11 protein-coding genes are annotated in these 11,580 nt (G+C 72.0%); 7 read left to right on the top strand and 4 right to left on the bottom strand.

The genetic code is table 11. From position 1 onward, the window contains the following. Positions 1-133 precede the first annotated feature (133 nt). Together ABIA32_RS00265 and ABIA32_RS00260 are read left to right on the top strand one after the other, a co-directional pair. Positions 134-589 (top strand): hypothetical protein, encoded by a 456-nt coding sequence (locus ABIA32_RS00265; protein ID WP_370091562.1) that lies wholly within the window; start codon positions 134-136, stop codon positions 587-589. Positions 590-688: 99 nt separating this feature from the next. After that, complete coding sequence (locus tag ABIA32_RS00260) at positions 689-1,657, top strand: NAD(P)H-quinone oxidoreductase (RefSeq protein ID WP_370091561.1); 969 nt, start codon at positions 689-691, stop codon at positions 1,655-1,657. A gap of 8 nt (positions 1,658-1,665) precedes the next feature. On the opposite strand, the gene ABIA32_RS00255 is transcribed toward ABIA32_RS00260, so the two are convergent. Together ABIA32_RS00255 and ABIA32_RS00250 are read right to left on the bottom strand one after the other, a co-directional pair. Continuing rightward, positions 1,666-2,268 carry a hypothetical protein gene (locus ABIA32_RS00255; RefSeq protein WP_370091560.1) on the bottom strand — a complete coding sequence of 201 codons (603 nt, stop codon included), beginning with the start codon at positions 2,266-2,268 and terminating at the stop codon, positions 1,666-1,668. A 47-nt stretch (positions 2,269-2,315) separates the two neighbouring features. Further along, the gene (locus ABIA32_RS00250; protein ID WP_370091559.1) at positions 2,316-3,569 is read right to left on the bottom strand and encodes a helix-turn-helix domain-containing protein; all 1,254 of its coding nucleotides are present in this window, start codon (positions 3,567-3,569) and stop codon (positions 2,316-2,318) included. A 170-nt stretch (positions 3,570-3,739) separates the two neighbouring features. Here ABIA32_RS00250 and ABIA32_RS00245 point away from each other — a divergent pair, with 170 nt between their 5' ends. From ABIA32_RS00245 to ABIA32_RS00225, 5 genes are all read left to right on the top strand, one after another. Further along, complete coding sequence (locus tag ABIA32_RS00245; RefSeq protein ID WP_370091558.1) at positions 3,740-4,480, top strand: DUF4232 domain-containing protein; 741 nt, start codon at positions 3,740-3,742, stop codon at positions 4,478-4,480. Positions 4,481-4,784: 304 nt separating this feature from the next. Next, on the top strand, positions 4,785-5,435 hold the full coding sequence (locus ABIA32_RS00240; protein ID WP_370091557.1) for a hypothetical protein: 651 nt from the start codon (positions 4,785-4,787) through the stop codon (positions 5,433-5,435). A gap of 139 nt (positions 5,436-5,574) precedes the next feature. After that, positions 5,575-6,120 (top strand): bacterial proteasome activator family protein, encoded by a 546-nt coding sequence (locus tag ABIA32_RS00235; protein WP_370091556.1) that lies wholly within the window; start codon positions 5,575-5,577, stop codon positions 6,118-6,120. A 161-nt stretch (positions 6,121-6,281) separates the two neighbouring features. Then, positions 6,282-7,802 carry a protein kinase gene (locus ABIA32_RS00230; RefSeq protein ID WP_370091555.1) on the top strand — a complete coding sequence of 507 codons (1,521 nt, stop codon included), beginning with the start codon at positions 6,282-6,284 and terminating at the stop codon, positions 7,800-7,802. Positions 7,803-7,931: 129 nt separating this feature from the next. Continuing rightward, positions 7,932-9,479 carry a protein kinase gene (locus ABIA32_RS00225; protein ID WP_370091554.1) on the top strand — a complete coding sequence of 516 codons (1,548 nt, stop codon included), beginning with the start codon at positions 7,932-7,934 and terminating at the stop codon, positions 9,477-9,479. An 80-nt stretch (positions 9,480-9,559) separates the two neighbouring features. On the opposite strand, the gene ABIA32_RS00220 is transcribed toward ABIA32_RS00225, so the two are convergent. Further along, positions 9,560-10,639: a phosphotransferase enzyme family protein gene (locus ABIA32_RS00220; protein ID WP_370091553.1), complete on the bottom strand. Its 1,080-nt coding sequence runs from the start codon at positions 10,637-10,639 to the stop codon at positions 9,560-9,562. 67 nt (positions 10,640-10,706) lie between these two features. After that, the gene (locus tag ABIA32_RS00215; RefSeq protein WP_370091552.1) at positions 10,707-11,366 is read right to left on the bottom strand and encodes a response regulator; all 660 of its coding nucleotides are present in this window, start codon (positions 11,364-11,366) and stop codon (positions 10,707-10,709) included. Positions 11,367-11,580 lie beyond the last annotated feature (214 nt).

Raw genomic sequence — 11,580 nt, 5'->3', positions numbered from 1 at the left:
GGACGCCGGAAGGCAGTCGAGCGGTTGCATGCTTGCGCAATCCTGCAAGCGTACGCCGGTTCCCCTCGTCAGGGGCTCTCGTATGGCGCACCGTGATGAGCTGGCTACACACCGTCATGATCGGATGGCCTCAATGCTCCGGTGGATTCCACAGAGAGGTCTGAGAGGTCTTCATGCAGCGCAGCACACGACCGTCGCCGTCTCGCTGACCGGCCTGAAGACGCCGGACACCGGAACGGTGGGCCTGCGGCTCGGGCAGATCACCTACGACGGCGACCGCGGCTGGAAGGACCACGTCGACATCGTGCCGAACAAGGGCGCGGCGTTCGAGCTCGGCGACGTGCAGAGCCCGGTCGACGACGTGCAGAACTCGGTGCTCGCCAACAACGACCCGCACGACAGCAACTTCCAGTGGGCGCGCACGCCGAACTACCAGAACACGCTGGGCTACGACAACCACCGCTTCCTGCTGGACGGCAATGCTCACCAACGGCACGAGCGGACTGACCATCAACTACCCCTCTACCCCTCGACGGGTGAGGGCACCAACATCGGCGTGATCTTCGCCGCGGTCGACCTCGCCCCCTGACCGACCCGCACACCCGCCTGTCCCCGCCCGCCGATCACGCGCAGGCCCGGACAGGCGCGCTGCGCGCTGCGCGCTCGGACAGCGAGTAGCGTCAGCCGCATGCGAGCGATCACCATCACAGAGCCGGGCGGCCCCGAAGCGCTGGTCCTGGCGGACGTCCCCGATCCCGTCCCCGGTCCCGGCGAGGTACTCGTCGACGTCGTGGCCTCGGCGGTCAACAGGGCCGATGTGCTGCAGCGTCAGGGCTTCTACGCCCCGCCGCCGGGCGCGTCCCTCTACCCGGGCCTGGAGTGCTCCGGCCGCATCGCCGCCCTCGGCGAGGGCGTGGTCGGCTGGTCGGTGGGCGACGAGGTCTGCGCGCTGCTCGCCGGCGGCGGCTACGCCGAGAAGGTCGCCGTCCCGGTGGGCCAGTTGCTCCCCGCCCCGAAGGGCGTCGACCTGGTGACGGCGGCGGGCCTGCCAGAGGTCACCTCGACGGTCTGGTCCAACGTCTTCCAGGTCTGCCACCTGCGTCCGGGCGAGACGCTGCTCGTCCACGGCGGCTCGTCGGGCATCGGCACGATGGCGATCCAGCTGGGCAAGGCGATCGGCGCGCGGGTCGCGGTGACGGCGGGTTCACAGGCGAAGCTGGCCGCCTGCGCGGAGCTGGGCGCGGACGTGCTGATCAACTACCGCGAACAGGACTTCGTCGCCGAGCTCGCCGGTCTCGGCGGCGCCGACGTGATCCTGGACGTGATCGGCGCGAAGTACCTGGACCGCAACCTCGATGCACTGGCACTGAACGGACGCCTCGTCATCATCGGTATGCAGGGCGGGGTGCAGGCGGATCTGAACATCGCCAAGCTGATGTCCAAGCGCGCGGCGGTGGCGGCGACCTCGCTGCGGGCGCGCCCGCTGGAGGAGAAGGCCGCTGTCGTCGCCTCGGTACGCGAGCACGTCTGGCCGCTGATCGAGTCGGGCGTCGTCAAGCCGGTGATCGACCGCGTCTTCCCGCTCGCGGAGGCGGCCGAGGCGCACCGGCTGATGGAGTCCAGCACGCACATCGGCAAGATCCTGCTCCAGATCTGACGCTTCCACTACCCGGCACACGCGCCGTCGACGACCGTACCCGCGCTGTCGGCACTGTCCGGGACGGTGGCGCAGACCTGCTTGCCGGTGGTGGGGTCGGTGACGGTCACGTGCCCGTTCGTGTCGAAGGCGGCGGACTGCTGGGCCCGGTACCCGCCCAGGTAGGTCAGCACGGTCGAGTCGATCGACGCGCTGCGCGGCGAGGTGCTGCACGGCGGAGGAGTGAAGGTGGTCGCGCCGCCGGGTACCAGTCCACTCGGGTAGGTGACGACCGGTTCCGGCGCGGCGGTGGCGCAGTTCCTGGCTGAGTCCACTGCGGTGCTGATGACCTGCTGAGCGGCGGTGTGCAGCCCGTCGCTGACCTGTTGGTCCTCGGAGTGACGGACCAGCAGCGCGAACCCGCCCAAGGCGCACAGGCTCAGGCCGAGCCCTGCCAGCCAGCCGGGAAAGGCTCCTGAACTCCGTTGCCTCCGCTGCCCCCGCGACTGCAGGGCCGCCGCGACGGCGGCGAGGAGGACCACGCCGCCGACCCAGAGCAGGGCCACGGCGGGCCCGGTCGAAATGGGTCCGACGTGTTGCCCGTTGCGCGGTATCCACTGGGCGACCAGCACCCGCACCACCCCCCGCTCGATCAGTCGGCCGCAAGCCTAGGTCCTCGCTAGGTCGGAGGTGAGGTGGGCGACCAGGTGGTGCCGTCATAGAAGTAGGCGGGCGCGCCCTTCAGGCCGGCGGTGCGGAAGGGCTTGCCGTGGTCGTCGATGCGGAGGGTGCCCTGGCGGTTGCCGGAGCTCCAGACGAGGTCGAGGTACCAGCTGACGTCCTGGTCCGTGGTGTGGGCGTCGACGTCGAGGACCTGGGTGTCGGTGGCGGAGATCTGGAAGGGGAAGTTGGCGATCGTCGCGGTCAGGCCGTCGCCCACGAGGCCGGCCACGGCCTTCGCGCGCGGCACGGCGGCGTCGAGATTGATCGCGAAGGAGGCGGGGTCGAGCCCGGCGCCGCAGCCGGACGCGGGTGTGTAGCCGATCCGCTTCGGGGCCGGGCTGCTGCTGACGATCCGTACGTACAGGGTGTGGAGCACGACCGGTTGACCGGGCACGCCTTGCGCCGTCAGCTGCAGGCGCAGATCTCCGGCCGGGATTCCGCCCAGGGCGGCAGCCCAGGCGTTGGTCTGCTGGAGGGACGGCGGCGGGGGGACCTTTCCTGGCGGCTGGTTGAGCAGGAACCACTGCCCGCACTGGCTGTCCCAGTTGTCCGACAGCACGCTGACCTGGAACGGCGGCGGCGCGCTTTCAGCGTTCTGCTGAGCCGACGCCGAGGGGGAAGAGGAGGCCGGGGCGGCGGAGGAGGACGCGGGGGCCGACGCGGAGGGCGACGCCGGCGCGGAGGCTGCGGCGGAGGCCGTGGAACTGCCGGGGCGGGATGCCGAGACAGGCGTGTCGTGGGAGCCGTTGTGCGCCGTGTGGATGGCGAGCGGGAGCAGGACGGCGATCGCGGCGCCCGCCGCCAGCACGATCTTCGTCCGGCGCGGGCGAGGACGCGGCTGTGGCTGCGGTTCGGCGCTGACGGCGGCGGTGACCTCGGTGGGCTCGGGCTGTGGAGGCTGCACGGGCTCGGCGTCGGCGGCCGCAGCAGTCTCGGCCGCCTGCGCGGCGCGGCTGGGCTCGCGGCGGCGTTCGGCGTCGGCCAGGAGCCAGCGGCGATGGAGCGTCAGCAGTTCCTCCGGCGTCGCGCCGCAGGCGCGGGCGAAGCGCTCCACCGGGGCGTAGTCGCCGGGGACCGCCACGCCGTTGCAGTAACGGTGCAGCGTCGAGGTGCTGACGTGCAGCCGCGTGGCGAGCATGCCGTAGCTCCGGCCCGAACGCTCCTTGAGCTCGCGCAGCTGGGCTGCGAAATCTTCGATGCCGGTCGGCATTCCACCCCTCCCCCTCGTCCCGGAGCGGCGTTCCAGGAGAGGCCATCATCGCAGCTCAGGGGGGTAGGAACCGTTCCAACGTCCCTCTTTGTGGCAGGACTGTGGCATCCGGGACGAATCAGGACGCACGGTTGTGGCATCCCAGTCGATCACACCGAAGGATCACCACCATGCTGCTCAACCGGCCGGTCATGAAGACCACGCTCTCGTCCGCCGCCATCCTGCTCGGCTCGCTCGCCCTCACCGCCTGCCAGCCGGGCTCGACCACCGCGTCGGCCGGCGCGACGCCGTCGCAGTCGAGCTCCGTCGCCGGCACTTCTTCGACCGATCCGGCCTCGGGCGGTGCGGCGCCCGTCTCCGCGCCGTCGACGGGGAAGGGCTCCTCGGTGGGGTCCGGCACCAGCGCCGGTACATCTGGTTCCGGCGGCAGCGCGGACAGCGACAGCTACGCCTACACCCACCCGTGCTCGGGCCGGCAGGTCTCGCTGCACGTGACCCGTCGGGACGGTGCGCCCAGCCAGCGGGTGATCGTCGTGCGGAACATCGGCGCCCACGCCTGCGGCCTGAGCTACTTCCCGCAGGTCTACCTGGACAACGCGCACGCCTCTGGCGGTCGGATCGTCAAGCCGATGATCCCCAGCGGCCTCGGCGGAGCCCCCGCCTACCCGGTCCACGCCGGGCAGACGGCCTACGCGGTCATCGACCTCGACCCCAGCGGTGCGACCACGGGCACCGTCTCCGGAATCGACGAGCTGAACGTCCTGGCCGACGGCGACCACATGCCGAACGCCGAGACCCGGAACTTCCAGCTCGGCTCGGGGGCCCTCGTGCTGAAGCCGAAGCTGGGCCTCTACCGCAGCACGGTCGCGGACGCCGTCACCTCCATGACCGGCGCGGACACCCAGTCCTGACGGTTCCGAGGCCCGAGGCCCGGATCGGCGGCGCAGGCGCCGGGCGGTCAGGACGAGGCCGGAGAGCTCGCAGACCGGGAAATACATCGGCCGGAGTGCGCGCCGCCGAATCCTGATGGACCGTCATTCCCTCGGGCGGGCCAACCCGCGCCGCAGCAGCCCTGAACGGCGTAATCACGCTTGCCGAGTGCGATCTTTGGTGTCCTAATTGCGTCATATGAGCGCTTTGTCGGGTCTACGGGCAGGCGCTGCGAGGGGTGCCAGGGCAACCGGGGTCGTCGTCGCGGCGGGGCTCGTCGCTGGCATGCCCTGGTGTGCCGAGGCCGCGTCGGCGGCGCAGCCGAGCGCTTCGGCGAGCGGGATCACGCTCAGACTGCCGGACGGGCGGCCGGTGCACTTCGCCTCCGCGCCCGCCGCCGGACGGCCGACCCACAGCGGCCCCACGCACCTCCGCCCCACCCACGCGCCGCCGGTAGGCAGCCCGTCGGCGCTGCCCAGCGGGTCGACCAGCGAACTGCCGGTACCGGTGGTCAGCACCCTGTTCCCCTCGCCGTCGGCCACCGGCGGCAGCCACCGGCCCAACCCCTCCGCGTCCGCGGACCCCGACCGCCCCAGTGCCACGCCGCACCGCGAGTCCGCCTCCGCCTCCGCTTCGGCCTCGGCGGAGCGCTCAGCCGCCGCCCAGCCCTCGAAGGCCGGCGACGGGTCGCCCGCGCAGGACGGCCAGGCCGTGCTCCCGCAGGCCGCACAGCCGCAGCCGGACCGGCCGCAGACCAGCGTGCCTCCGCCGCTCGGCCCCCAGGCGGTGCTTCCGGCGGAGGCGGTGAAGGCGCAGGTCGCGTCGGATGGACGCCGTTCCGGCGGGCTTGGGCCGCGCGGCCGCCTGCTGGGCGTCGGCCTGGCCCTGATCGGCACCGGCGCCGCCCTCTTCGGCTGGCGCATCCGCCGACTCTAGACCGGTTCCGGGACCGGCTCCGGATCGGCTCCAGGCCGGGCTCGGCACGGCCTGCCTGCTGTTCGTCCGCCGGTCGGCGCACACTGGTTCTGGGGAATATCACGTCCCCTTGACACCCTCGTACGACAGAATGACGTCCATGAACAGCCCGAGCGCCCGGCCCGAAGACAACCCCCACGTCCTGATCGTCGGCCCCGACGGCATGCCCGTCGGCGTCGGCCACGCCACCGAGGGCGGCGAGCCGAGGGAGCTGCCGATTACGGAGATGGTGGAGCAGCCCGCCAAGGTCATGCGGATCGGCAGCATGATCAAGCAGCTGCTGGAGGAGGTCCGCCAGGCTCCCCTCGACGAGGCCAGCCGGGTCCGGCTCAAGGAGATCCACGCCAGTTCCGTCAAGGAGCTGGAGCAGGGCCTCGCGCCCGAGCTCGTCGACGAGTTGGAGCGGCTGTCGCTTCCCTTCACCGAGGACGCCATTCCCAGCGAGGCGGAACTGCGGATCGCGCAGGCCCAGTTGGTCGGCTGGCTTGAGGGCCTCTTCCACGGCATCCAGACGGCGCTCTTCGCCCAGCAGATGGCGGCGCGGGCCCAGCTGGAGCAGATGCGACGCGCGCTGCCTCCCGGGGCCCCCGGCCACGACGAGGGCGAGGACGGCCACGGCGGAATCCGTTCGGGCCCTTACCTGTAGACCCTTACCCGTAGACCCTTCGCTGTGGACCAGTCCCCGGGCCGGCCTGCCGATGCTGCCCGCCAGGGCGCGAACCCTGCTGTCTCGTGCCCCGCTCGTAGCGCTAACGTTGGCCCTGACGGCGCACCAGAACGGTAGCCCGGTTGGGGGAGCGAGGGCGCATGAGCGAGCAGGGCGGCGCGGCCGGCGGGGGGCGGACGGTCGGCCACGGCCGGTACGTGCTGCGGGACTTGCTCGGTCAGGGCGGTATGGCCACGGTCCACCTCGCCGACGACTCGGTGCTCGACCGGCCGGTCGCCGTGAAGACCATGCTCGGCGAGATGAGCCGCGAGCCCTCCTTCCGGGAGCGGTTCCGCCGCGAGGCGCAGGCGGTGGCCAGGCTCAACCACACCAACATCGTCGCCGTCTACGACAGCGGCGAGGACGACTTCGACGGCACGCCGGTGCCGTTCATCGTCATGGAGTACGTCGAGGGCGCCTCGCTCAGCTCGGTGCTGCGCAAGGACATAGCCGAGCACGGCGCGATGCCCACCGAGAAGGCGCTGACGATCACCGCCGACGTGCTGGCCGCCCTCGCCGCCTCGCACGAGCAGGGGCTGGTCCACCGCGACATCAAGCCCGCCAACGTGATGCTGACCAAGCGCGGTGTGGTCAAGGTGATGGACTTCGGCATAGCCCGCGCGATGCAGTCCGGGGTCACCTCGATGACGCAGACCGGCATGGTCGTGGGAACCCCGCAGTACCTCTCCCCCGAGCAGGCGCTCGGCAAGAGCGTCGACGCCCGCTCCGACCTGTACTCCGTCGGCTGCCTGCTCTTCGAGCTGCTGACCGGGCGGCTGCCGTTCGAGTCCGAGTCGGCGCTCGGCATGGCCTACCAGCACGTCCAGGAGACGCCGCCAGCGCCGTCGAGCATGAACGCCGCCGTCCCGCCCGCCGTGGACGCGCTGGTCGCGCGGGCGCTGCGGAAGGATCCCGCGCACCGCTTCCCGACCGCCGACGCGATGCGCGAGGAGTGCCTGCGCGTCGCCCAGGGCGGGAGCACGGCCGCCAACCAGCCGCAGATGCTGGTGGACGGGCCGCGCGTGGGCAATGTCGGCGGCTCCGGCCAGAACGCCGTCTTCCCGCAGGCCCAGGGTCCGCTGAACACCCCCATGCCGCCGGTGCAGACGCCGTACCCGCAGCCGCAGCCGGGCACTGTGCCGCCTTACCCGCAGCAGACCCCGCCGCCGTACGGTCAGCGTCCCGGAACCCCGCCGCCCTACCCGCAGCAGACGCCGCCGCCCTACGCGCAGCGCCCGGGGACCCCGCCGCCGTACCGGCCGACTCCCCCGCCGTACGCCCAGCGGCCGACCCCGGCGCCGATGCCGATGGGGGTGCCGATGGGTGTGCAGACGCCGCCGCCCGGCATGCCGCCTTACACGCAGCAGCAGCGTCCGGTGCCGCCGCCCTTGGTGCCGCCTCGTCCTTCCACCGTGCTGCCGCCCCGGCCGGGGGCCCAGCCGACCTCGGCGGCGCGTGGTTGCGGGCGGATCGCGCTGATCCTGGTGATCGTGTTCGTGGCGCTGATCGCGATCTTCGCGCTCATCGGCTACCTCGCGTACAACAACACCTCCGGCTCGGGCTCGAGCGGAATGCACAGGTCAGCACCGATTTCCGTCACCCGCTCGGCTCCGGCCACCTGACGGGCTCCGCATCGCCGGGCGGAAACCGGTAGCGTGCGGAGGAGGTGTACCCCCGCAGAGACTTAAGACGTCGCGCGGTCGGACGGCACGACGGCACGGTACGACGACGCGGAACGATGGCGGAGAACGATGGCAGACACGCAGCACCCCCGGGACGAGGACGGCCTGGAGCCCCGACCCGGATCCGATGCTGTGGCGCCCGGGGCCGCCGGCACGCCCGAGGCTTTCGTCACCACCACCGGCCTGAGCGTCGTCGGTGAGGGCCGCTACCGGCTGGTGCGCAAGCTCGGCCGGGGCGGCATGGCGGAGGTCTTCGCCGCCGAGGACCAGCGGCTCGGCCGCACGGTCGCGATCAAGGTGCTCCGTCCCGAGCTGGCCGAGGACTCGATCGCCCGCACCCGCTTCACGCGCGAGGCCCACTCGGTCGCCTCGCTCAACCACCACGCTGTCGTCGCGGTCTACGACACCGGCGAGGAGGCGCACGGCGCGGAGACCGTGCCGTACATCGTGATGGAGCTGGTCGAGGGCCACACGGTCCGCGAGCTGCTGCAGAGCGAGGAACCGCCGCCGGTCGACCAGGCGCTGATCATCACCGCCGGGATCCTGGAGGCGCTGGCCTACAGCCACCGGCACGGGATCGTGCACCGGGACATCAAGCCCGCGAACGTGATCATCACCAACGCCGGCGCGGTCAAGGTGATGGACTTCGGCATCGCGCGGGCGCTGCACGGCGTCACCTCGACGATGACCCAGACCGGCATGGTCATGGGCACCCCGCAGTACCTCTCGCCCGAGCAGGCGCTCGGGAAGGCGGTCGACCACCGCTCCGACCTCTACGCCACCGGCTGCATGCTCTACGAGCTGCTGACGCTGCGCCCGCCGTTCACCGGTGACACGCCCCTCTCGGTGGTCTACCAGCACGTCCAGGACACCCCCGTGCCGCCGTCGCAGGCGAACCCGCGGGTCCCGGCCGAGCTGGACGCGCTGGTGATGCGCTCCCTGGCGAAGGACCCCGACGACCGCTTCCAGTCCGCCGACGAGATGCGCGCCCACATCCAGCACGCGCTGCGTCAGATGCACGGCACGACCGCGGCGACGCAGATCCTCTCCCCGCTGCCGCCGGTGATCGCGACGGCTCCGACGACGGTGCTGCCGGCCTCCGGCGGGAACGCGGACGGCTACGGCCACACGCAGGTGATGGGCGCGGCGACGCCGCCCCCGCCGCAGACCCAAGGTGGCGGCAGCGCGCGGCCCCCCGCGTACGACGACCAGTACGACGACGAGCACGAGGGCGGCAGCCGACGCGGGCTCTTCGCGGTGGTCGCGGTGCTGGTCGTCGCGGCGGCGATCGCGATCGGCGTGGCCCTGGCGATGCACGGCTCGGGCAACGGGGGCGGCGGAACCCCGTCACTGAGTCCGAGCACCTCCGTCTCCCAGTCGACTTCCGCCACCCCGACGCCGACACCTACCCCCACGCCCACGCCTACGCCTACGCCGACCCCCACGCCGACGCCCACGCCGACGCCCACCCCTACGCCTACGCCGACGCCCACTCCTACGCCGACTCCCACGCCGACGCCTACGCCGACTCCCACGCCGACCCCGAGCGTCAGCCACAGCACGGGCACCAGCCAGAGCCCGATCGCCGGCACCCCGTCGCCCCACACGAGCGCGTAGGCGACTGAGCCAGTTGCAACCCCCGCAGTTCATCGAGCAGAGCCCCGCGCCCCCTGCGAGTGCAACCTCTGTCCAGCTCGTCAGTTCACGTAGGCGTCGCGGACCTGCTGGTACTCCTCAGACCACCAGACGATCTGCGCCGCCGCCGCCGGAAACAGCGCGCTGGCGCGGTCGTCGCGGCGGGTGTAGCGCCAGCGGAGCATCCAGAAATCATTGAGCCGCTCCCACCAGACCCGGTGGACCCCGGCCGCCAGCTCCTCCGACGAGCAGCCGGACGCGGCCCGGTACGCGCGGGAGTAGGCGCGGACCCTGGGCAGGTCCAGGACGCCGGAGCGGTCGTCGCAGAAGAACTGCGTCGCCGCTCGGACCGCCTCCTCGGCGACCGGTCTGACGCCCAGGCGGTCCCAGTCCAGCACCGCGACCGGGCGGTCGTCCCGGTAGAGCAGGTTGAGCGGGTGGAAGTCGCCGTGCACCCACCCCGCCGGTGGCGCGCTGCGTGGGCCGGGGCGCAGGTGGGCGTGAGTCGCGACCAGCACGCGGCGTTCCCGTAGGCGGCGCTCCGCCAGCGCGTCGAAGGGCTCGCGGGGGGCGCGGGCGTGGGCCGCGCGCAGCAGTTCGGCGATGGTGCGCTGGGTCTCGGCCGGGTCCGCGCTGGGCCAGGGAGCCGCGTCCGCGCACGGGGGCCGGAGCCGCCGCAGCTCCGCGTGGATCGTGCCGAGCAGGGCGCCGAGCTCGGCGCAGGCGGCCGGGGGGAGTCCGCTGCCGGTCGCGGGCGGGGCGCCCGCGACGAAGGGGAAGAGCGCGTAGCGGCGGCCGCGCTGCAGCACCAGGGTCCTGCCGTCGGCGGCGGTCACGGGCGGGACGGTCGGCACGCCCGCGTGGGCGAGGGCCGCGATCGTGCGGTGCTGGTCGGCGAGCGCGCCGCTGGAGGCGCGGCCGGCGTCGTCCAGATATTGCTTGAGCACCCACGTCCGGCCGTCGTCCGTGGCGACCCGCCAGACCCGGTTCAGCAGGCCGTGGGCGGTGCGTTCCACGGCCACCGCGCGGCCCACATCGAAGCGCGCGAGGACGGCGTCCAGCCAGGCCGGAACAGGCCCCGGAACAGCTCCCGGAACGGCCGATAAGCCCCTTGTCGGCGCGACAGTTTGACTCTGCGTCACGGGCCAGATGCTACTGCCGGGGCGGGGCCGGACAGCCGTGCTGATCTTCGCTGACCTTCTCTGATCGTCAGCCTTCGGTCGCGTGCATCTTGGCGACGTACGCGGCGGCCTGGGTGCGCCTTTCCATGCCCAGTTTGGCCAGCAGGCTGGAGACGTAGTTCTTCACGGTCTTCTCGGCCAGGTGCAGCTCGCCGCCGATCTGCCGGTTGGTCATCCCCTCGCCGATCAGGTCGAGGATCTTGCGCTCCTGCTTCGTCAACCCGGAGAGCCGTTCGTCCTCCTTGCTGCCGCCGCCGTCGCGCAGTCGCTCCAGCACCCGGGAGGTCGCGATCGGGTCGAGCAGCGACTTGCCGGCCGCGACGTCGCGCACTGCCGAGAGCAGGTCCGTGCCGCGGATCGCCTTGAGGACGTAGCCGCTGGCCCCGGCCATGATCGCGTCGAAGAGCGCCTCGTCGTCGGAGAAGGAGGTGAGCATCAGGCACTTGATCTCCGGCTGCTGGGAGCGGATCTCCCGGCAGACCTCCACGCCGCTGCCGTCCGGCAGCCGCACGTCGAGTACGGCCACGTCGGGACGGGTCGCCGGGATGCGGGTCAGCGCCTCGGCGGCGGTGCCGGCCTCGCCCACGACCTCGATGTCGTCCTCCAGAGAGAGCAGCTCGTGGACGCCACGGCGGACCACTTCGTGGTCATCCAGGAGGAAAACACGGATATGTCCTGATTCGCTCATGGAGACAGCCTCGCATACGGCCAGAGGCTCCGCCCCACGCCTGGGGTGATTCGCCCCGGTTTGGGGGAGAGCGTGGTACTTGGACGTCCTACGACAGAAGCGATAGGGGCTTCCCATAGGTAACGTTCTCTAAGAGGATCAGGGCACACCTAACCGCCGATCCGAAGCTCGCGCACACCCACAGCGAGAGCGCACGGAGTTCGGCGACCGGACC

The sequence above is a fragment of the Streptacidiphilus sp. MAP12-20 genome, assembly GCF_041262525.1.
Taxonomy (GTDB): Bacteria; Actinomycetota; Actinomycetes; order Streptomycetales; family Streptomycetaceae; genus Streptacidiphilus.
Note: the sequence above shows the minus strand (reverse complement) of the source record. Positions and strands in the feature narration are given on the sequence as shown.